General features: G+C 41.5%; 20 protein-coding genes. 5 read left to right on the top strand and 15 right to left on the bottom strand.

Annotation, left to right across the window (positions count from 1 at the left end):
- Nucleotides 1-10: 10 nt before the first annotated feature.
- Nucleotides 11-913, top strand: a complete 903-nt coding sequence (prpB, locus tag AC1DOK_RS08410) for a methylisocitrate lyase (protein WP_477553808.1) — start codon at nucleotides 11-13, stop codon at nucleotides 911-913.
- 121 nt (nucleotides 914-1,034) lie between these two features.
- Here prpB and AC1DOK_RS08405 read toward each other — a convergent pair whose 3' ends face one another.
- A complete protein-coding gene (locus AC1DOK_RS08405; protein WP_477553807.1) occupies nucleotides 1,035-1,688 on the bottom strand; it encodes a DUF4085 family protein in 654 nt (217 codons plus the stop codon).
- A gap of 48 nt (nucleotides 1,689-1,736) precedes the next feature.
- Nucleotides 1,737-2,630 (bottom strand): LysR substrate-binding domain-containing protein, encoded by an 894-nt coding sequence (locus AC1DOK_RS08400; RefSeq protein WP_477553806.1) that lies wholly within the window; start codon nucleotides 2,628-2,630, stop codon nucleotides 1,737-1,739.
- 29 nt (nucleotides 2,631-2,659) lie between these two features.
- Here AC1DOK_RS08400 and AC1DOK_RS08395 point away from each other — a divergent pair, with 29 nt between their 5' ends.
- Complete coding sequence (locus AC1DOK_RS08395; protein ID WP_477553805.1) at nucleotides 2,660-3,043, top strand: hypothetical protein; 384 nt, start codon at nucleotides 2,660-2,662, stop codon at nucleotides 3,041-3,043.
- Here the strand turns inward: AC1DOK_RS08395 and AC1DOK_RS08390 are convergent.
- Complete coding sequence (locus tag AC1DOK_RS08390) at nucleotides 2,999-4,459, bottom strand: CoA-acylating methylmalonate-semialdehyde dehydrogenase (protein ID WP_477553804.1); 1,461 nt, start codon at nucleotides 4,457-4,459, stop codon at nucleotides 2,999-3,001. The genes AC1DOK_RS08395 and AC1DOK_RS08390 overlap by 45 nt on opposite strands.
- A gap of 35 nt (nucleotides 4,460-4,494) precedes the next feature.
- Nucleotides 4,495-5,616 (bottom strand): alanine dehydrogenase, encoded by a 1,122-nt coding sequence (gene ald, locus AC1DOK_RS08385; RefSeq protein WP_477553803.1) that lies wholly within the window; start codon nucleotides 5,614-5,616, stop codon nucleotides 4,495-4,497.
- Nucleotides 5,617-5,915: 299 nt separating this feature from the next.
- Between ald and AC1DOK_RS08380 the strand changes: the two genes are divergently transcribed.
- Entirely contained in the window at nucleotides 5,916-7,526 is a 1,611-nt protein-coding gene (locus AC1DOK_RS08380) for a PucR family transcriptional regulator (protein ID WP_477553802.1), read from the top strand.
- Between the two features lie 25 nt (nucleotides 7,527-7,551).
- Here the strand turns inward: AC1DOK_RS08380 and AC1DOK_RS08375 are convergent, their stop codons facing one another.
- From AC1DOK_RS08375 to AC1DOK_RS08345, 7 genes are all read right to left on the bottom strand, one after another.
- Nucleotides 7,552-7,767, bottom strand: coding sequence for a hypothetical protein (locus tag AC1DOK_RS08375; RefSeq protein WP_477553801.1), 216 nt, complete (start codon nucleotides 7,765-7,767; stop codon nucleotides 7,552-7,554).
- Between the two features lie 65 nt (nucleotides 7,768-7,832).
- Nucleotides 7,833-9,257, bottom strand: coding sequence for a dihydropyrimidinase (gene hydA / locus AC1DOK_RS08370; RefSeq protein ID WP_477553800.1), 1,425 nt, complete (start codon nucleotides 9,255-9,257; stop codon nucleotides 7,833-7,835).
- Nucleotides 9,254-10,552 carry an NAD-dependent dihydropyrimidine dehydrogenase subunit PreA gene (preA, locus tag AC1DOK_RS08365; RefSeq protein WP_477553799.1) on the bottom strand — a complete coding sequence of 433 codons (1,299 nt, stop codon included), beginning with the start codon at nucleotides 10,550-10,552 and terminating at the stop codon, nucleotides 9,254-9,256. Before preA ends, hydA begins: the two co-directional genes overlap by 4 nt.
- A gap of 48 nt (nucleotides 10,553-10,600) precedes the next feature.
- Nucleotides 10,601-11,962, bottom strand: coding sequence for an NAD(P)-dependent oxidoreductase (locus AC1DOK_RS08360; RefSeq protein WP_477553798.1), 1,362 nt, complete (start codon nucleotides 11,960-11,962; stop codon nucleotides 10,601-10,603).
- A 43-nt stretch (nucleotides 11,963-12,005) separates the two neighbouring features.
- Nucleotides 12,006-12,887, bottom strand: a complete 882-nt coding sequence (locus AC1DOK_RS08355; RefSeq protein ID WP_477553797.1) for a nitrilase-related carbon-nitrogen hydrolase — start codon at nucleotides 12,885-12,887, stop codon at nucleotides 12,006-12,008.
- A gap of 72 nt (nucleotides 12,888-12,959) precedes the next feature.
- On the bottom strand, nucleotides 12,960-14,210 hold the full coding sequence (locus AC1DOK_RS08350; protein ID WP_477553796.1) for a M20 family metallo-hydrolase: 1,251 nt from the start codon (nucleotides 14,208-14,210) through the stop codon (nucleotides 12,960-12,962).
- Between the two features lie 236 nt (nucleotides 14,211-14,446).
- Nucleotides 14,447-15,802: an aminotransferase gene (locus tag AC1DOK_RS08345; RefSeq protein ID WP_477553795.1), complete on the bottom strand. Its 1,356-nt coding sequence runs from the start codon at nucleotides 15,800-15,802 to the stop codon at nucleotides 14,447-14,449.
- Nucleotides 15,803-16,095: 293 nt separating this feature from the next.
- Here AC1DOK_RS08345 and AC1DOK_RS08340 point away from each other — a divergent pair, with 293 nt between their 5' ends.
- Together AC1DOK_RS08340 and lpdD are read left to right on the top strand one after the other, a co-directional pair.
- On the top strand, nucleotides 16,096-17,574 hold the full coding sequence (locus AC1DOK_RS08340; protein WP_477553794.1) for an NCS1 family nucleobase:cation symporter-1: 1,479 nt from the start codon (nucleotides 16,096-16,098) through the stop codon (nucleotides 17,572-17,574).
- A 162-nt stretch (nucleotides 17,575-17,736) separates the two neighbouring features.
- A complete protein-coding gene (gene lpdD, locus AC1DOK_RS08335; RefSeq protein ID WP_477553793.1) occupies nucleotides 17,737-18,150 on the top strand; it encodes a prenylated flavin chaperone LpdD in 414 nt (137 codons plus the stop codon).
- Nucleotides 18,151-18,211: 61 nt separating this feature from the next.
- On the opposite strand, the gene AC1DOK_RS08330 is transcribed toward lpdD, so the two are convergent.
- From AC1DOK_RS08330 to AC1DOK_RS08315, 4 genes are all read right to left on the bottom strand, one after another.
- On the bottom strand, nucleotides 18,212-19,264 hold the full coding sequence (locus AC1DOK_RS08330) for an AI-2E family transporter (protein ID WP_477553792.1): 1,053 nt from the start codon (nucleotides 19,262-19,264) through the stop codon (nucleotides 18,212-18,214).
- Nucleotides 19,265-19,469: 205 nt separating this feature from the next.
- On the bottom strand, nucleotides 19,470-21,227 hold the full coding sequence (locus AC1DOK_RS08325) for a methyl-accepting chemotaxis protein (protein WP_477553791.1): 1,758 nt from the start codon (nucleotides 21,225-21,227) through the stop codon (nucleotides 19,470-19,472).
- A gap of 389 nt (nucleotides 21,228-21,616) precedes the next feature.
- Complete coding sequence (locus AC1DOK_RS08320; protein ID WP_477553790.1) at nucleotides 21,617-21,925, bottom strand: hypothetical protein; 309 nt, start codon at nucleotides 21,923-21,925, stop codon at nucleotides 21,617-21,619.
- Between the two features lie 76 nt (nucleotides 21,926-22,001).
- Entirely contained in the window at nucleotides 22,002-22,286 is a 285-nt protein-coding gene (locus tag AC1DOK_RS08315; protein ID WP_477553789.1) for a hypothetical protein, read from the bottom strand.
- Nucleotides 22,287-22,642 lie beyond the last annotated feature (356 nt).

Raw genomic sequence — 22,642 nt, 5'->3', positions numbered from 1 at the left:
AGGAATCAACATGTCCTGGTTAGTAGAACAAACACCTGATCAAAGACAATTAGCTGCTCAATTCAAACAACTTATAACAAGCGGGTCCATCTTAAAAATTCCGGGTGCTCACGATGGATTAGCTGCAAGAATTGCAAAACAATTTGAGTTCGGAGCGCTTTATCTATCTGGAGCTGCCTATACAGCAAGCCGTGGGTTGCCTGATCTAGGTCTCATCTATTCCAATGAGGTAGCAGAACGCGCACGCGAGCTTGTTCGCGTTTCTGGACTTCCACTACTAGTGGATATCGATACAGGATTCGGAGGCGTACTTAACGTTGCACGGACAGCCAAAGAAATGGTAGAGGCTGGTGTCGCCGCTGTGCAGATCGAGGATCAAGACATGCCGAAGAAATGCGGTCATTTGAACGGCAAGAAGCTGATTCCTGCTGAAGAAATGATGCAGAAAATCCGAGCGATTAAGGAAACAAGTCCTTCACTCATCGTCATTGCTCGCACAGATGCCAAGGATGTGGAGGGAATCGATTCAGCTATCGCAAGAGCTAAGTTGTATATTGCAGCTGGTGCGGATGGTATATTTCCAGAAGCACTGGAGAATGAAGACGAGTTCAAAGCATTTCGAAGTGCTGTCGATGTGCCTCTGCTTGCCAACATGACAGAATTCGGACGAACACCCTACTATACTGCAGATCAGTTTGAATCTTGGGGCTATAATATGGTCATTTATCCTGTAACAACTATCCGTGTTGCTGCCAAAGCATATGAACAAGTTTTTGCCGAAATTAGCAGTACAGGGACACAAGTTAATTCCCTTCCAAACATGCAAACCCGCAAGGAATTGTATGACACGATTCGATATGATGATTATGAGAAGCTTGATGGCACGATTGCTAAGACAGTTTTGCCTAAATAGCTGTCGCAGTGAACGAAGGAGTTTGTTGTTGATCCAAGACGACAAACTCTTTTGCATGCTCATGGATCGTGTTGATAATCCTTCTACTGTTGAGATAGATAAGCATGGGTTCATCTAATAATTAATTCAGCACCTCAATTAACACATTCTCTGCAACGAGAAGCATCTCCGATAAAGGACTAAGTAATACACGAAGCTCAAATCCAGCTTCAGCTACGTATATTTCATTATATAACCACCAGCTACCGACGAGGGTATCAGGCATTACGAGCTTCTTCACGCCTTCGAATGTGAACTTCACATCGGTGAAATAACTAAAGCCTCCCCTACAATCTAAGGTCATTATGAATGTATCCTGTGAAGGTATTTCAATTGAAGTTATAACTGCATCATGCAGTGATTTTTCGTACCACTGAACAACATTCTCTCGAAGTACGCCTTTAACCGAAAGATAGTGTTTATGGTATTCTTTACTGATCATATCCATTCGTTTTTCATACTCTTTTCCCCACTGCTTAGCCATGGTTCTAAGCTCTTCCGAAGGATACTGTGAGATTATCGTTCCATCATGAATATAGGAGTGAAAGGATTCAGGAAGAAATTTTAGTAGGTCATTTTTATGATACTCTAGTCTTTCCCTACAACTTTTATTGAAGTTTTTCCCCGCCCTTTGATACGAATCCACATATTCTTCCCATTCTTTTTCCGTTTCAGGGAAAATCAAAAAGCATGCTATTTGATATTCGTTATACCAATCTTTTGTGAAATATTTCACCTATTTACGACCTGCTTTCAAATTTAATAAGACAGTTAATCCTGTATGTCATGGCACATGATAGCTCGCTTTAAACTCTTGGCTCAGCTTTAAGAATTCCTGTAATACAGAGGACTGCTCATCGCTGCGCCATACGAAAACTGTCTTTAGCTCTGCCTTCACTTCTTCCAAATCACGATAGACAATTGCATTATTCTGCTGATGCCTAAAGGATGAGGGCACAAGTGATATTCCCATTCCTTCCGAAACAAATGCTACAATCGTATGTAATTCAGGTACTTCAAGCGCTATTTGAGGTGAGAAGCCCGCTTGGTCGCATAGACTGATGACAGCTTCATGATAAGTTGTACCATGGTAACCAGATGACAAGATGAACTTCTCATTCGATAAATCTTGCATGCGTATTCGATCCTGGATTGCTAATGGATGCCCCTTGGGAAGAATAACAACAAAAGGCTCCATTAAGTAAATATCTGAAGCTAAGATAGGAGTCTCTACTGGATTACGAACAACAGCGAGATGAATACTGCGATCGTGTAAGGCTTGTAATTGACGATCAGTCTTCATTTGGTGCAGATTCAAGTCTACCATCGGATAATGCGTGCGAAATTGCCTAAGAATGGGGACTATATTATAGGTTGTAGAACCAAGAAATCCAATCACAAGTCTACCTTTAGCTCCTTGATGTGCCTTCTCAGCTGCAGCACGTGCTTGTTCCACATGTGCGAGCAGAAGACGTGTTTCTTCCAAATAAACTCTTCCAGCCTCCGTTAACTCAACACGATGTGTATCGCGATAAAACAAAGGGAAGCCAAGCTCTTCCTCGAGCTGTCGAATTTGTTGACTAAGAGGTGGCTGCGAAATATTCAGCCTTACAGCTGCTCGTCCAAAATGTAGTTCCTCAGCAACGGTTACAAAATACCTTAAATGCCGTAACTCCATAAAGATCCCCTTTCACAGCTGATCTAATTATGAATATCATAGCACTTATCAAAATATTCGGTCAATTATTACAGTATAGTAGGCTGTTTCTACCGGATACTAGTTCACTTAGTAACAGTTCACTTCATCATAAATCACTAGATAACGAAAAAGCTGTGGTGCAGGAAGGTTATTCCTGTATCACAGCTTTACAATTTTGGTCAATTGGTGCTTTAGATCACACCTATTACCAAATATATACTAAGGGGAATGTATCTCCTGTAGGAGCGATAGCGTTTGCCTTTGAAATTGTGAAATTACCTTACTTGAAGTTACCTATTCAGATATCACGATGTCAACAGCAAGCGGAAGGAGATACATCCACGCAGTTAAAACCAGCGAGAAGTCACCATTTTCTTACGAGTAAAGAATAACACACCATCCATACCGTTCGTTCCTAAATCGCCATAGAATGAATCTTTGTTGCCTGCAAAAGTGAATAGAGCCATTGGAGCTGGTACATTGACATTAATTCCGATCATTCCCGCATCAATGTTCTCACGGAAATACCGCATATGCTCCCCAGAGGATGTATAGATAATGGCACCATTAGCAAACTTGGATTGATTGGTTAACGCAATACCTTCAGCTAAATCTTTAATCCGGACAATACTCAGTACAGGTGCAAATATTTCTTCCTTCCATATTCGCATATCACTTGTAACATGATCGAAAATGGTGGCTCCTAGGAAATAGCCATCGGGATGCTTCTCTATAGCTATTCGACCATCTAATAGTAGCTTGGCTTGCTCTTGTTCTCCACTCTCCACAAGACCAAGCACTCTATTGCGATGGGATTCACGAATAAGTGGAGAAATGAAGGTGGCCGGATCAAGTCCATCACCAACGACTAATTTCTCAGATTCGCTTACCAAGAGCTCGATGAATTCATCTGCAACTTCCTCCACCACTGCAACAACGGAAGTTGCCATACAACGCTCGCCTGAGCTACCGAAGGCTGCTAATATAATCCCCTGTACCGTTTTCTCCAAATGACAATCAGGCATTACGATGGCATGGTTCTTAGCGCCTGCTAATGCTTGCACCCGCTTCCCATGAGCAGCTCCTGTCTTATATACATGTTCCGCAACTGGCTGAGAGCCAACAAATGATACAGCTTTAATCGCTGGATGCTCTAGAATTCCATTCACGACATCGTTAGCCCCATGAACGAGATTCAGCACCCCACTCGGCAGACCTGCTTCCATCATTAATTCTACTAAACGCTGAGCTAATAATGGTGTACGCTCAGAAGGCTTAAGAATGAATGTATTTCCACATGCAATCGCGACAGGGAATATCCACAGAGGAACCATCATTGGGAAATTGAAAGGTGTAATTCCAGCTACAACACCGAGTGGATAACGATAAGTAGTACCCTCTATTTCACTAGCAATTTCAGGTAATGCTTGCCCCATCATCATCATTGGTGTTGCTGTTGCCGCTTCTACGGATTCAATTCCACGTTGAACTTCTCCACGTGCATCTTTCAGATTCTTACCATGTTCTCTTACAATTGTTTCAGCCAATTCGTCTGCATGTTCGGTTAACAAGTGAATGAAGCGATACAGAACACGGGTACGATTAGGCACAGGTGTTTTGCTCCATGACTGGAAAGCAACATCCGCAGTTTGTACAGCTTGATCCAAGTCTTCACGAGAAGATAGAGGTACCTCAGCAATGATTTCACCTGTTGCAGGGTTATAAACGGGTTCATACTTATCTGAGCTAGCAGGAATCCAATGCCCATTCACGAAATTTTGGAGTTTCTGAATCGTTCCAATTGTCATGTACATTCCCCTTTCATAATGAAACCAGTTATACCTTACCTTGACCAGCTAACAGTTTCTAATGGAGCGCCATCCAATTGATGCGCTTCTGCTACAGCCTGATGAGTGACATAACCACCCATCGTGTTAATTCCTTTTTTCAGCACATGGCTTATGCTATCCAGTTGATCTTTACCTTTCTGTGCAAGCTGTATGGCATAAGGAAGTGTCGCATTCGTTAATGCCCATGTAGAAGTATGTGGCACTGCTCCAGGCATATTGGCAACTGCATAATGCAATACGCCATGTTTCTCGAATACAGGGTTATCGTGAGTTGTTATTCGATCAATTGTTTCGACAATCCCGCCTTGATCTACCGCTACATCAATGACTACTCCGCCTCTTGTCATCGATCGAATCATAGCTTCATCGATTAGCTTCGGTGCCTTAGCACCAGGAATGAGCACCGCACCGATAACGAGATCCGACTCAGCTACTGCCTCTGCTACATGATAGGGATTCGATACGAGTGTTTGCACGCTTTTGCCGAATTGATCCTCTAATGCACGAAGTCTTGCTAAATCTGTATCTAAAATCGTCACGTCAGCCCCTAAACCGCTTGCAATTTTGGCTGCACTTGTACCGACAATTCCTCCTCCAATAATCGCTACCTTCCCTCGGCGCACACCAGGTACTCCGCCAAGTAAGATTCCTTTGCCACCCTTAGTTTTCTCTAGAAATTGAGCACCAATTTGAGATGCCATCCGTCCTGCAATCTCACTCATAGGTGTTAATAAAGGCAATTGACCATTATCCAGTTGTACGGTTTCGTAGGCAATGCCTGTTACCTTGTGCTTGACTAGAGCCTCAGTTAATTCCAAATCAGCAGCTAAATGTAAATAAGTAAATAAGATTAATCCCTCATAGAAGAACTTGTATTCTTGAGGTAAGGGCTCCTTCACCTTCATTACCATCTCTCGGCACCAAGCTTCTTGAGGTGTAAGAACAATCTGCGCGCCTGCATCCTTATAGTCCTTATCTGTAAAGCCTGATCCCTCACCAGCTGTTGTTTCGATAAATACAGGGTGACCTCTGCGTATCATCTCTTGCACACCTGCAGGTGTTATGGCAACCCTATACTCGTTAGCTTTAATCTCTTTAGGTACCCCTATTTCCATTTACACTCACCTGATCCTCTCCGCTTGACGATGAAGCGCTATTATTTGCAACCGATTACAATAGAGAGCAAGTATATAAGCCTGTCCGCATGGGCAAACAGCTCGCTTGCGATTAACTTAATGGTAGCTTGTGACCCTATAATACCTTAGCTAAACGACGTATTCATTAGACATAATCGCTAAAATTATCCGTTATATGCTAAACATAGTGTATAATGGTTATTGTATCACGCTACGAATCGATCTACAGTTATGTTCATTTATAAGATGAAAAGATAATCAATAAAGGACTGAACCTTATGGCGCGAACACTCCTTCAATTAACGATTAAAGACATCCTCAAACGACCACTCTTTCGTGATGCCGAAGTCTTAGCAAGTGAAACTGCTCTCAAACGAGTCGTACGCTGGGTTCATATCATGGAAGTAACACAAGTTGGCCATCTACTTAATGGTAAAGAATTAATTCTATCAACAGGTATTGGCTGGAATAAAGATGAGACACTCAGCATTACCTTTCTCGAGCAGCTTATAGATTGTGGGGCTTCAGGACTGTGCATCGAGTTAACCTATATGAAGCAACCATTAGAACAGATGAAGGAACTTGCACTTCGAGAGAATTTTCCACTCATTTTATTTCATAAAGAAGTCCGTTATATCGATATCACTCAGGATTTACATACCATATTCATCAATCGCCACCATCAGATGGTATCTGATTTAGAAAGTCTCTCCTCTAGGTTCAATCAGCTCCTATTATCCGGTAATGGATTAACCTCCTTACTCGAACTACTTCAAGAGGCAACACACACGCAAGTCGCCTTATTTCCACTGGAAACAGAAGCGCAATTCATTCCTTCTCTAAATAAAAGTAAAGCAGAAGCTTTATACAACAACTGGATGGCGAATAAACTCTCATCCACTTCCGAAGTCAAGAGAAGAATGGCTCACAGACCAATTCTTGCGCTCGATCATCTATTTGCCGACTTAATTATTTATTCTGACAAAGAACTTACTGAGTTCGATGTGTTAGCACTCGATCGCTGCTCGACAGCTGTAGCACAAGAAATCATGCGAACTAGTTATATGGAAGAAAAACGACGTTTTAAAGAAGACTTATGGATTATTGATTGGCTGAGTGGACAGCATACATCCAAAGAAGTCCGTGATTACATACACTCAATCAAAAGCTCCCTCAAGCTGAATAAAGGGATAGTTTGCCTATTCGAACCAGAGCAAATTCACTTTGAAACTCAGGAGTTCGAATCCGCCTATATTCAGAAAACGATGATTGCTCGCTCTCTATTTGAGAAGCAAGGTTATTATCTGCTGTCTACGCTATTCAACAAACAAATCGTCTATATTCTGCTCGATCAAATGAACCGCGCTTCAACGATGGATACCATTATGAGCACCATGCAACGTTTACAGAAAAGTGAAGAGCATCAGAAACTGCGCCTATTCTCTCATCGCATTGGTGTTGGTAGAGAGGTCTCTGATATCGCTCAAATTCAGAAGAGCTACGAATCGGCTCAGGAAACCATTCTGATTCAGAAGGATATCGGTCCACTCAAAAAACCATTTTACAGCGAGCTGCATATTTACCGAATCATATCTAGTCTTAAAAAAACAGGCCAACTCCCTTCTTTTATCGAAGAATACATTGGCCCCGTCGTTCAGTATGATCTTGAGAAAAATAGCCAGCTCATCCGCACACTTAAAGTGTATTTGCTCATGTCCTGCTCCAAGCAGGAAACAGCCAAGGAACTATTCATTGTCAGACAGACGCTCTATCACCGTTTGGATAAAATCGCTTCGCTGCTTGGGGAAGATTTCATTCTTCCCGAGAAGAGGCTCGCCATTGAGTTAGCTCTTCATGCCTATGAATACTTGCATGGTCCCTTGACCTAAACTCCAAGCACTCTATTCAAGTACTCTATCCAAGGACTCTATTCAATAACAGATTACCAAGATGAATCCTTGCATCAGCCGTTAGAATATGCAAGATAACTTGATCAGTTGAAGAATCAGGAGGCGTAAGCTCTAGCCATGCCCCGCTTAAGTCTTCCTTCACATTACTTATGACATAACCTTGCTGCATATAATGGTCGATTTTAAGCATCTCTTCAAGCACTTCCTGATAGAAAGACATCGGATATATACCTCCCTCATAAGGCGACTTCATATCTGACTAATGGGATATGAAGTCGCTATAACTTAAGAACGAATAGTTTCCTTCACAACATTCCCAAGGCCCGTTGCTTGATATTTGTGACGTTTGATATAACGCCCAGATCCGATTGTGCCAACAAATTGCTTGTTCCGAATAATAAATTCCCCACGAGAGAGAACAGATTGTGGCTCTCCTGTCACCTTAATTCCTTCAAAAGCATTGTAATCAACCTTCATATGATGTGTTTCAGCTGAGATCACCCGCTCCACGGCCGGATCAAATATAACGACATCCGCATCACTGCCTACTGCGATTGTTCCTTTTTGTGGGAACAGACCAAATAACTTCGCACTGCGTGTTGAGATGATATCAACGAATTGGTTAATTGAAATCCTGTTCTTGACCACACCTTCTGAATACAAGAGACTGAATCGATCTTCGATCACAGGTCCCCCGTTCGGAATTTTACTAAAATCACCGTACCCAAGATCCTTCTGTCCTTTAAAATTAAACGAACACTGGTCTGAACCAATCGTCTGTAGCTGCCCATTCTTTAGTGCATTCCACAATACCTCTTGATTCCAAGCTTCACGAAGAGGTGGTGACCATACGTATTTAGCTCCCTCGAAATCAGGAAGTTCTAAGTAAGATTGATCTAGCACTAGATATTGAGGACAAGTTTCTCCCCAAATCTCAAGCCCTTGATTACGTGCTTCAGCAATTTGCTTCACTGCATCTGCACAAGTGACATGGACAACATATAACCGAGAATCTGCTAATGCAGTTAACCGAACGGCTCTACCAGTTGCCTCTCCTTCAAGCTCAGGTGGGCGAGTCAGCGCATGATAGATTGGATCTGTATGACCTTGGTTAAGTGCTTCCTTCACCAAGTAATCAATTACATCCCCATTCTCTGCATGTACCATGACGAGTGCACCAAGCTCCTTGGCTGAGAGCAATGTACGATACAATGTTCCATCATCGGCTTGAAGTACATTCTTATAGGCCATAAACACCTTAAAAGAAGTCACACCTTCGTTATCAATCACTGCCGGAAGCTCTGCAAGAACCTCATCATTTATTTCAGAGATCATAAGATGGAACCCATAATCAATAACTGCTTTGCCTTCCGCCTTCTCATGCCAAGTGTTAAGCGCGCTCTGCAAGGTTTCTCCTTTATTCGTCAGGCAAAAATCAACAATTGTTGTCGTTCCTCCGTAGGCTGCGGCAATTGTTCCACTCTCGAAATCATCACATGTTACCGTACCACCAAATGGCATATCCAGATGTGTATGTGGATCAACACCACCAGGGAATACATAACATCCTGAAGCATCTACCACTTCAGCACCTTCGGCCTCAAGCTGCAAACCAATGGATTCAATGATCCCATCACGTATTAATAGATCTGCCTGGTACGTATCCGTTGCTGTTACCACTATTCCTCCGCGAATCAGCTTAGCTGTCATGAAATCGCCTCCTTATTAATAGAGATAGAACTCATCCCAACTGCGGATAATGCCTGCTGCCTCTGATTCCAAGACATTGGAGCGAGCGTTTGAGGAAGCTCAACCATGTCTATAACGCCATCGACTGGGCAGACGATTGAACATAGATTACATCCAACACAATCCTCTTCTCTCACCTGCAAATAAGCCTTTCCATCTGCGTCTGTATGCCGTTCAATACATTGATGTGATGTATCCTCGCAAGCAATATGGCACTTATTACAATTAATACATGTTTCAGTATTAATCCGAGCTACTACTTTATAATTCAGATCCAGATCCCCCCAGTTACTATAACGCTCTACCGATTTGCCAATGAGTTCTGTGACACTCGCAATCCCTTTGGCATCCAAGTAATCGTTTAGGCCTGAGATCAATTCATCGACAATACGAAAGCCGTGATGCATAGCTGCTGTACAGATTTGAACGCCCGTCGCACCCATTAACATAAATTCAACCGTATCTTTCCAATTCGAAATACCACCAATTCCCGAAATCGGTATGCCAACAAGCGGATCTCTTGCACATTCAGACAACATGTTAAGTGCAATCGGTTTAACGGCAGGACCGCAATAACCACCGTGAGCTCCTTTACCACCTACATGCGGAATGGTATTCCATGTGTCAATATCGACTCCAGCAAGTGAATTGATCGTATTAATAAGCGATATTGCATCCGCTCCACCTCTAACGGCTGCTCTTGCTGTAGCTGTAATATCCGTAATGTTCGGTGTTAATTTAACAATTACAGGTGTTGTCGCTGCTTCTTTAGCCCACATTGTCTGACACTCTACCAAATCTGGTTGTTGCCCAGAAGCAGCACCCATTCCTCGCTCTGCCATACCATGTGGACATCCAAAATTAAGCTCCAGACCATCTACGCCAACTGCTTCTACTCGCTTAACAATTTCATGCCACTTCTCCCGCTTCGGTTCTACCATTAACGAAATAACTAGTGCATGATTCGGGAATCGTTTCTTCGTTTCATATATTTCTTTCAGATTGACCTCAAGTGGTCGATCCGTAATAAGCTCAATATTGTTAAATCCCGCAACTCGCTGTCCATTAAAATGAACTGCTGCAAACCGTGAAGAGGTATTAATGATCGGATCGCCCAGTGTCTTCCATACAGCACCACCCCATCCAGCTTCGAAGGCGCGTTGTACTTGATAGCCCGTATTAGTCGGCGGTGCGGAAGCAAGCCAGAACGGATTGGGCGCAGAAATACCAGCTAAATTAATACTTAAATCAGCCATACAGGTTCCCCCTTGTTCATAAATGTTCGTAAGAACTAATCAAGAATATTAGGCTGTTTCGCTTTGTTGCTGGACTAGCTGTTGATAGATGGCATACGCAGCTAACTTGCCTTGCTGGGCAGCCGATACAACCATTGCTTCTCCTTGACCATCACCGAAAATAACATCACCGGCAGCATAAATGCGAGAATTCGAGGTTTGTAAAGTTTCCGTGTTTACCTTGACTACACCATGTCTATGCTCAATCTGTAGAGATTCAATTAAAGGTAAATGACGGGTCTGCCCAATCGCTTTAACAACTGCATCGACTTCCATCATAAATTCTGAGCCTTCGATGGCAACTGGTTTTGGACGTCCCCCATCCTTCGCTTCCTCAAGTCTCATTCGAATACATTCAAGACCGATTACCCTGCCCTCCGAATTGCCAATAATTCGTTTGGGTGCTGTCAGCCAGCGGAATTCCACTCCATCTTGTTTAGCAAATTCATATTCAAAATCATAAGCTGTCATTTCTTCTCTAGTTCGGCGGTATAGCATTTTCACTTGCGCAGCACCAAGTCTGATGGAGCAGGTTGCAGCATCCACCGCTGTATTGCCAGCACCAATGACTGCGACTCTTGCTCCAGCAAGATGTGCAGGTGTTCCGTCCTTCGTCGATTCAACCAGCTCTATTGCATCATATACATCCTGTAACTCTTCGCCTTCGATGCCTAACATAGGAACACGTGACATGCCTACTGCGATCACAACAGCATCATAATCCTGCATAAGCTCTTGAACAGAAATATCTTCACCAATCTTCACACCTGTTTGAATATCCACTCCAAGCCCACGCACCTGTTCGACTTCCCATAAGGAGATCTCCTGTGGAAGCCGGAATGAAACAATACCAAACGTGTTTAACCCACCTGCAAGTGGTTTCGCCTCATATATGGTAACGGCAAATCCGAACCGTGCAAGTTCACGCGCTGCTGACAGACCCGCAGGACCACCGCCAATAACAGCCACTCTCCTGCCATTACTAACACCTGCTTTAAATAGTTGCTGTTCATTATGAATGGCCCAGTCTGTTGCATATCGCTGTAAATCCCCTATCATGATTGGCTTCGAGGAATGATTCAACACGCAGGCGCCTTCACATAATTCAACGGTTGGACATACACGAGAGCAGCTTGCTCCTACTGGATTCGCGTCCATAATCGTTCTTGCTGCACCCCTAACATTATCAATAGCAATACTCTTAATAAATGATGGGATGTTAATACCTGTTGGGCATGCGGTAATACATGGGGCATCATAACAATACAAACAGCGATTCGATTCTTCCTGTGCTTCCTTAGGTCGCATTCCAAGCTTGATTTCCGAAAAATTACGCTTCATCTCTTCAATGGGAATAAAAGTGCTACTCATCTTAGGCATCACCTTTCTACTTAGAGTTGTCGCAAATCTTCTTCTATAAACTCATGATTTGATCATATGTTTCTGGTCTGCGGTCTCGATAGAACTGCCATACATTACGAACCTCACGAATGACATCCTTGTCCATCTCACCAATAATGACCTCATCCTGATCACGGCTCCCAATCGCTACAAACGATCCACGTGGGTCAACCAAGTAGGATTGACCGTAGAATTCACCCATATTCCAAGGAGCCTCAATTCCTACACGATTAATGGCTGCAACATAGTATCCATTAGCCACTGCGTGCGCAGGCTGCTCCAGCTTCCATAAATATTCTGACGTTCCAGCTACAGTAGCTGAAGGATTGAATACGATCTCCGCTCCATTAAGCCCTAATAATCTAGCACCCTCTGGAAAATGCCTGTCATAGCAAATATAGACACCAACTTTGGCAAATGCTGTATCAAATACGGGATATCCGAAATTCCCCGGTTTGAAATAATACTTCTCCCAGAAGCCAGTTCCTCCACTGCCAGCTGCTACCTGCGGGATATGATGCTTGCGATATTTACCAAGATAACGTCCATCAGCATCAATAACAGCAGCGGTGTTATAATACGAAGCGATTCCTTCTTTTTCATAAATGGGAAGTATAATAACAACACCTAGCTCTTGTGCAAGATCTTGAAACAGCTTGGTCGTTGGTCCATTCGGAATTTCCTCTGCTGCTTCATACCACTTGGTTTTCTGTTCAGAACAAAAATAGGGGCCATAGAATATTTCCTGTAAGCAGATAATTTGTGCTCCTTTACCCGCTGCTTCACGTACCATGCGAATATGTTTATCGATTGCTGCACGTTTGTGGACATCTACAGACTCATCACCATGCACATCATTGGAGGCTTGAATTAAACCAATTATCACCTTACTCATAGACTCACTCCTTTATCATTTAAAATAAATAAGAGTAAAACCTATCCATTGTGTATGATTGCAATTTGTTTATCAGTTCGTGATTTGCTTAACAGTTCGATACAGAAGCTCAGTACCTAATGAAATATCTTCGGGAGAGGAGTATTCTAGGGGATTGTGACTAATACCAGCCTTACTTCTAACAAAAATCATTCCGTAGTCACATGCATAAGACATGACTAACGAATCATGAAAAGGCCCACTCATAAGCTCTGGCGCAGATACACCGAGATTTGTTGCTTGCTCTCTCATGGTGTCTTTGATCCAATCTGCACAATAACGAGGTTCGCTGTTCGTATCTTCACGCACGGTATACGTAAGACCATGTTCTGTGGCAACATCTGATAGAATGGTCATGAACCTCTCCTCCAGACGACGACGACGGTCTAAATCAATATCGCGTAAATCAACTGTAAACGTTACTCGTTCTGGGATAATATTGCGTGAATCAGGAAACACCGATAGTGAACCCACCGTTCCCACAGTTGGTGCTCCAGGCTCACTTCTAGCCAGCTCATTAAGTGCAACAATGATCTTGGCAGCTCCGAGCAGGGCATCCTGGCGCATATGCATCGGAACAGAACCCGTATGTCCAGCAACACCTAACATTTCTACTGTCAACCACAGGGGTCCAGAAATTCCGGTAACAATACCAATTGGACAATCTTGGGCTTCAAGCACAGGACCTTGTTCAATATGTAGTTCAAGAAAAGTCCCCACACTGCCTTCAGGATAGGTTGAATGTTCGAATCTCTCTGGATCACAACCAAATTCGAGTAATGCTTGTTTGCGAGATGTTCCATTCTTATCAACCCGCTCTAGTTCGCCTTCCTCAAGCTTGCCCATAATACCTCTTGAACCGAACAGCCCTTTGTTAAATCTGCACCCTTCCTCATCGCAGAAAGCAACGACTTCAATCGGCATAGCTGGCGTAAATTTCTGTTCCAATAGCGTTTGAACGACTTCTATTGCACCAAGTACACCGATCGCTCCATCGAACCTACCGCCATAAGGCTGAGAATCAATGTGCGAACCAAGCATCAAAATAGGAGCTTGCGGGTCTATACCTTCGATCCTGCCAATCAAATTACCAAAATCGTCTACTCTTGCATGCATCCCAATAGCTTCCATCCATGATTTCACTAGCTGGACACCCTCATAATCTTCTTTGGAGAGTGCAAGACGGCATACGCCCGTTTCTCCGATACGTCCGATCTGTGAGAGTGCTGCGATCCTGTCTTGTAAGCGGTTACTATTAATGGTTAAAGCTTGAATCGATGACATCTTGAGCAACTCCTTTCCTAACAGTCTCCTATGAACCTTAGAGGAAATTCGTAAGTGTTTAAATAAAATTTGCCTAATTGTGATCTATTATATATCTAAAATATACCAATTCCATTATACACAACGTTTTATTAGAATAGGAAGTATTTTTACATAACGTAAAATAAAGGTAATTATAGAAAATGTTATATAAAAATACCGATAACCCCTATAGGTTACCGGTATGAACACTTGAATTACAGCTGAGCAAATGCTTCTTGAAGCACCTCCGCAATAAAATCTAACTCCTCTTCGGTCGTAACAAACGGCGGGGCAAGTGTTATTATATTCGCATATCCAGGTACTGTATCCCCATTCTTGCCAATAATCAGTCCCTGCTTTTTGCAGCTTTGAATAATTTGGAGTACTTTATCTGGCGATGCAGGTATTTTGCTCTCCTTGTCCTCCACCATCTCGATCCCACACATGAAACCAAAATAACGAATATCTCCGACATTCGGATGATCAGCGAGTACAGAAATTCGTTTGCGTAATTCTTCTCCTAGGTCTGCTGAGCGCTGAACCAAATTCTCTCGCTCTAGAATATTCATATTCTCAAGTCCTACTGCGCAGGACACCTGGTTTCCACCAAATGTATTCACATGCCTAAAATGAGAAGTCGCTTCTTTCTCCCTAAAGCTTTCGTAGATATCCGCTCGAACAGCTGTCGCAGATAGTGGTGAGTATGCGCTCGTTAAACCTTTGGCCATCGTAACGAAGTCTGGCTTCACATCATAATTCTGATGCCCAAATCGTTTGCCAGATCGACCAAGCCCACATATCACTTCATCGACAATCAGCATCACGCCATACTTATCGCATATAGCACGCACTTCTGAGAGATATTCCTCTGGCGGTACAATCACTCCCCCACCAGTAATGGTTGGTTCAAGAATGACTCCCGCAACCGTCTCTGCTCCTTCAGCATTAATAACATCCTCATACACCTTGGCACATTCTAGCTTACAGCTTCCATAAGTTTGACCGAACGGACAACGATAGCAATAAGGTGGAGGTACATGCACAAAGCCAGTTCCAAGCGGCTCGTATTTCACCTTCCTACTTCCTTGCCCGGTGGCCCCAAGAGCCCCCATGGAGTTACCATGATAAGCACGATATCTGGAAATAAATTTATAGCGAGTTGACTCACCCTTCTGGTGAAAATACTGTCTGATGATTTTAAAAGCGACTTCATTTGCATCTGAACCTGAGTTTGAGAAGAAAATACGGTAATCGCCATCCAGCCATTCACTGATTTTCTCGGCAAGTCTAATGCCAGGTTCGTGAGATTGTGACATAGGCGAATAAGCGAGTGTCTTCATCTGCTCGTATGCTCTCTCAGCAATTTCTGTTCGTCCATGTCCGACATTAACACACCATAGTCCGGACATCCCGTCCAAATACCGATTACCGTCCGCATCCGTAATCCAACTACCCTCACCTGACACGAATATCATAGGGTTATCATTATGTGGCGACATGTGATGCCATACATATTTGCGATCCTTCTCCAATAATTGTTCCTTAAGTGCTTTGTTCTCCACTGTGTTCAAAGTTCATTACCCCCTCCACATCAGTTCAGAGCCTAATTCTACTTGTATTAAAATCCATTATATGAATGTGCTTTCCCCATTGCATTATACAAATTGTTTTATAATGCTCAAGTGATTAGTTACACTATGTTAAACGCTTTCATCTGCATCCAATCAGGATTCTATCACCTAATATACTTTTAGAATAAAATGAAAATAATTCCATCTTGTCAAATTAATGGGTAGTAGAGTAAACTCATTTCAGAGAGCGTTCACTCCATGCGTAAGCATCTACTATGTAGAGGAGGAATCATATGCAATTACAGGTTGAAGAGAATGGTATTGTTACTCTGACACCGGAAGGTGAGAATCTCATCAAAGACAGCTCCATGTACAACGAGGGATTGCGTCCAACTAGAAAGAACGAGCATCAATGGACTGCGTATAATTTTGCAAGCTTATGGATCGGTATGTGTATATGTCTTCCTGCTTATTCACTTGCAGCAGGATTGATCTCACTTGGCATGAACTGGTGGCAAGCGGTTGGAACGATTACGTTAGGAAATCTGATTGTATTAGTTCCAATTCTACTGAATTCACATGCTGGAACGAAGTATGGGATTCCCTACCCTGTATTTGCACGTCTCTGGTTTGGTTCAAGGGGTGCGCATATACCCGCTTTAGCACGTGGTGTCATTGCAGCTGGTTGGTTTGGAATTAACTGCTGGTTCGCAGGCGCTGCACTTGATACACTTCTTGTAGCTATGAGCGGCTGGGCTAATGTATCTGGGCACCTCGGAATATCCTTCGTATTCATGTGGGCGCTTAACGTCGTAATCGCTTACAGAGGTCCGGAAGCCGTTCGTCGAATGGAGAACTGGGCTGCTCCAACTCTAATCATTATGAGTCTTGCATTATTAGCATGGGCATTTACTTCAGCTGGCGGATGGGGTCCAATGTTATCTGCTCCCTCTACTCTCACCAATTCAGGAGAATTCTTCAAGGTCTTCTTTCCTTCTTTAACGGGTGCAATTGCCTTCTGGGCAACGCTCGCACTCAATATTCCCGATTTTTGTCGCTATGCGAAAAGTCAAAAATCTCAGATTATCGGTCAATCTACAGCCTTACCTACCACAATGGGCTTATTTGCCTTCATCGGAGTTGCTGTTGCTTCCGCAACTGTTGTCGTATTCGGTGAAGCCATCTGGGATCCAGCGGCTCTATTAGCTAAATTCTCACCATTCGTCATTTTCCTCGGTACACTCGGAATTATTCTAGCAACAGTAACAACTAACGTAGCAGCTAATGTCATTGCACCTGCTCGCGCAGTTGAGAATCTCTGGCCAAGGAAGTTTACGTATGGTATCGGCGTTATTATTACTGGTTTATTCTCACTTATATTGCAGCCATGGGCTATTCTTGAGAATTTCGGCAACTATATCTTTGGTTGGCTCGGAACTTATGGTGCTCTACTAGGTCCGATCGAAGGTATTGCAATTGCAGACTACTGGCTCGTTCGTAAACGCCAAATTCAACTAACTGAACTCTACCAGGTTAACGGAAGATATAGCTATAGCGGCGGATTTAACCAGAAAGCCATCTGGGCGCTGCTCTTTGGAATAGCCGTAACCGTCGTGTGCAAATATATTCCTGGATTAACCTTCGTCTGGGATAATGCTTGGATTATTGGACTATTAGTATCCATGCTTCTGTACACGTGGTTTATGAGTAAAGATCAGTCCTTGCTTAAAGCATCTGAATATAAATCCTTTACTAAACAAATTAGCGGTTAATCAACGTAACATCTGATTGCCAAATAAGCAGGCTTGAGTTTAAACTCAAGCCTGCTCTTTATTTAACTATCATGTGAGCCAACTGCCTGTCTGGAAATATTATAAAGGTGAATATGTTATAGTAATAACGAACAAGAAGAAATGTATGGGGGGGGAATCTAGTTGCAACATACCATGTGGCAGATTAATGAAATTACGGTTGGTAATGATTGTAGTGCACTTAAAGCTGTACTCATAAGTGTGGACAAAGGCGTTAATATTTATATTGGTGGAGGCGAAGAACCACATATTGGCACCGTAGTCATTTGCGAACCACGACTAAGTCTCAAAAATGATGGTACATACAGCTGTACAACATCCGTTCATAATTTTCTAGGACATAAAGATGATGCAATTGCGATTCCAATTGCTGAAACCTTATGTAAACAAATACAGAAACCAGTCGTGATTACAGCTGGGGTACATCTAGACAATGCGAATAAAGACGAAATCGCCGAGTTTTTATCAAATATTCCTCAGCTTACTCAAAAGCTTCTCAAACTACTCACAATAAAAGAACCTCCCACTGTCAATTGAATGAACAGTAGGAGGCTTTAAGCTTGTTAACTCTAATATTATTATCTATTTCTCTTATAATTTAGTTTAACTTTTCCGTTGATTTCACTTCTGCTTCTTTGGGCTCTACTGTCTTCACGTCAAGTGTCTTAACATCAATAATATCGAGAATAAATACAAAGATCGGTATACCGACAATTAATCCCCATATGCCAAAAATATGCTCTGAGAAAATCAATATGATGAACGTGTAAAAGATTGGCAGGTGAGTTTTGGATGACATCAGCTTAGGATTCAATACATACGCCTCAAAAGCATGTAAGATTGCCACGAAAACCAGGATGATAACAACATACTCTACTCCGCCAATACTGAAGCCAATAAAGCTTAGTGGGAATAATGAGATGAACACACCAGCGACTGGAATTAGACCTAATATGAACACGATCAGGGCAAGACCTAATAAATGCGGGAAGCCTAGAGCCCATAGTGTCAAAGATGTTAAAATCGTATTCGTCAAAGAAATTAATAACTGCGCCTCAATAACTTTACCAAAGGTTTGTGCAAACTTATGACCGAAATAATCGATTTCAACGAACAACCAGCTAAGCCTGCTTGTTAAGAACTTGCGGCTAAACTTTGCAATATTCGATTTCTCCATTAAGAAGAACAGACTTAAGATTAGGGCAATAAGAACATTTACACCAAGGTTTGACACCCTCATAATAAGATCCATACCTGGCTGGATGTAGCTTTTGATGTCGAAATTACCTAGAAACTCCTTGAAATATCTTCCTATATCACTATCGTGAGGCTGATTATAAGCTTTCATGATAAGTTCATATAGCTGCATAATTTCTTTGCCGATTAATGGGAATAATTTATAAATACCGAGAACGATAATCGTAATCAGGAGTACATACAGAATTGGAAGAATAACTTTGGGATGTATGGAGAAAAATCGATCGGTGACTTTCAGAACTGTCTTGTGCAAGCTACCCATTAGAAAAGTAAACAGAAGCGTTAATAGAATAACGTTTGCCATGCTTCTAACACTGTAAAATAGAATACAGATTAGAACCAGAATAGCAAAACGCCTAAAACCCTGACTCTGTAATATTTGTCTGAAATTCATCCATTTGCACCTCGTCAATCATTGAATTGCCTAGTAAATAGCTATTTATTACGCTAGTCATGTGGCTAGATTATTATTGTATCAAAAATCTTACTCATTAACTACAATCACAACTATAAAATAAGATAGAATAACAAAGAAAGCCTTGTAAACAAGGCTCCTTTCATTAACCAATACTATCGTATTTTAGAGCATCTGAATCATCCTACTTAATTTTGAACTTCGCGATCTGAGCGCTTACTTCTTGTGTTGTTTCATCTAACAAGCGAGACTGATTCGTAATTTCATCCATTGTGGCAAGCTGTTCCTCTGTAACTGCAGCAACATTCTGTGCACTTGCTGAGGATGTTTCTGATAAGTTCGCAAGTTCATCCATTGTGGCATTAACTTCCTCAATACTAGCTGATAATTGTTCTGTAGAGGCAGAAGTCTCTTGTACCTGTGTATTAATATCCGCCATAGCACTCGAAATCGCATGGAATGTGCTACTAACGTCGGCCATTATATTTGATCCTTGTATAACCTCTTGCTCACTCTTATAGATTACATCAGCTGTTTGTTCCACATTGCTTTGTACGGATTTAATAATTCTTGTTATATCCTCAGCAGAGCTACCAGACCGCTCGGCAAGTTTCCTTATTTCCATCGCAACTACATTAAATCCGAGGCCATGTTCTCCTGCTCTAGCTGCTTCAATCGAAGCATTCAAGGAAAGCAGATTCGTTTGATTAGCAATCTCACTTATTGCTGTTACAATTTGAGCAATTTCCTGTGATTGTGCTAGTAATCGCTGTAACTGCTCATTCGAATCATGAACCCTGTCTTTAATTACTGACATCTGATTGGTCGCCTCATCAATAACCTGATTTCCCATTTCGGCTTGAGCAGAAACGGATGATACCGTGTCAGCCACATCGTTGGAGGATTCTGCTATTCGCCCCACACCAATTGCGATTTCTTCAATAGCACGTTTGGTCTCTTCTATACTTTGCAGCTGGTTTTCAGCTTTGGTTGCAAGTTCTTGCGTGCTCTCTGTAACTTCCCCTGCAGAAGTAGCCGTCTGCTCAGCACCTTCACGTAAACTTACAGCTGATTCTTCAATTCTTGCTGTAGTTACTTTAATGCCAGATATGAGTGTGCCAATCTGCTGGATCATTTCATTAAAATTACGCTTTAACATGCCGAATTCGTCGATCCGAGTCTCCTTCATCTGAATCGTCATGTCACCCTGTGCCGCTAACTTAGTCATAGCTGTTATTTCATGAAGTGGTCTTAATTGCCTACGTAAAATGATTAAGGAGACAATGAGCATCACAAGACCGATACCAATTCCGGTTAATATTGTAAATAGCAGAGCTCCATTCAATTCATCGTTTACAATTTCGTAATCGATTTCAGTACCTAGAATAGCTACAACATCACCTTGATCATTTTTTAATGTTACGTATGAAGATACAATTTTACCAGTAACCCCATTTTCATAAGCATCCGATATAGCTAGATCTGAAGTTCGGAGCTTTTCCATACCTTTTTGGAGTATTTCTGGTAATTCGTAATCTGTGAAATGCTCCAGTCCAGATTTTCGTAAGGAATCACTTACAGCTAGAATTTTTAGCGAGATTTTATCTCCGGCAGAGACAGGATTAGCATCAAAAAGAATAGCGTTCGTTACAAAACCACTCTTCGTTGCAGCCGATAAATACCTCTCGATGTCAACAAGGTCTTCTTCATTTGGAATACCTTTTTCTTTCGACAATGTAGCTAGTTTTTTAATCGTTGGCATCTCTAGACTAATTTGATTCTGTAAAGTGAGCGAAACATTCTCAACATTGTCGAAATAAAGCGCTTTTTCTCGTTGATAAGAAATAGTGATTAAAGCAATCGCTAGAATCATAAATGTCACAGATAACATCAAAATCAACTTACGAATTAAACTCCGTCTAAAATAATTAATCACAATCATACATATCCCCCGTAATGCACGTAGTGTCAAATACCCAAGGTAGTTGGTACGGCTCCTCATATTTTGTCAAACTTCCACTCTTAATTTATCGGCAGAATTTCGATTTTATTTAGACTATATATAATCAAAAAAATCATAAATACGCATCGTATTTATGAAATCACATTTTATTTACCACTATATTACTAAATTAGATTAATTATTAGAATTTTAAGAATTTTACATTAATTCAAGTCCGATGATCCACAGAATGATTCAAATATAAAAACTTCACCCTTCATTAGAGTAGTTTCCATGGTCAAATGATCCAACCAGAAAACTACTAAGGAGTGAAGTAACATTGTATTGATCCAAAAATTAATAATTACAAGTCCAATATCATTCGTTAATTATTTTTCAATAACAATTTTATAAACGGTATCTACTTTATCGCCAAGTCGTTTCTTTAAAGGTACTTTAATATCTCTACCAAGTTCCTTAAAGAAGGTCTCAACATCACATTGTGCATTTTCAACTCTTAGCGTTATAACCCCATCGCTTATAATATTCTGATTATCCTCAGCTGGAACAAAGACATCAATCGCATAATGCTTGGATAAGGTTTTGATATATCGAGTGAAAATCTCAATCAATTCATCATTATTAAAGTTACCAATTGCGACTCGTCCTTTATTCGTAAAATTCAAGTTTACTCTCATTTTACATAACCCCTTTTCTGTAATTCATTATTTTGGTGTGTGAATGAGCTACTTGACCTTAGGCTGCTTTGGGTATTTAATCAATGAATTCCAATTCTAAGTATAATTGATTATGATGATGAACTTTAGCAATTTTCTCTTCATAATCAGTCATACAGCCCTGGAGCATAAATGATAAAACATTTTCTCCATGATTAACGTCAATGTTTAGACTTTCATATTGTGTCATTTCTAACTCAATTGTATCACAAGAATGTTCTGTCACCTCTTTGATATCTGAATATCTTGTGATTCTTAGTATTTTGGAGCATTCTTTATTCTCTTCACAGAACAAATACAATTTAGCTAGCATCTTAGACATCTATTCAAGTCCTCCTTGTTCAGTTGTGCTCCGATCAAGAACAGTATACATTGACACTAAAAAAAGCCCCTGTTACACAAGGACTTTTTATTTATCCCTTAATACCGTTTAGTTCATGTGAGTTATTTTAAGTTTGTTACCAAACATGCCAATAATATTCATATTAATGCATATGATTAATTAATAAGACACAAATTATATCATATCACACTCTCAGGTATATTTCCACCTAAATAAGAGGAGACAATAAAGAAACAGCACCTAAGAAATAGGACACTGTCTCTAGAATTGAAGAGGATATTCAATTTTCAATCAACATCAGCCACAACGAATGCTAAATATGCTGTCTTTGGTAA

The organism is Paenibacillus sp. P5_B5, assembly GCF_056400365.1.
This window is presented reverse-complemented; position numbering and strand designations above follow the sequence as displayed.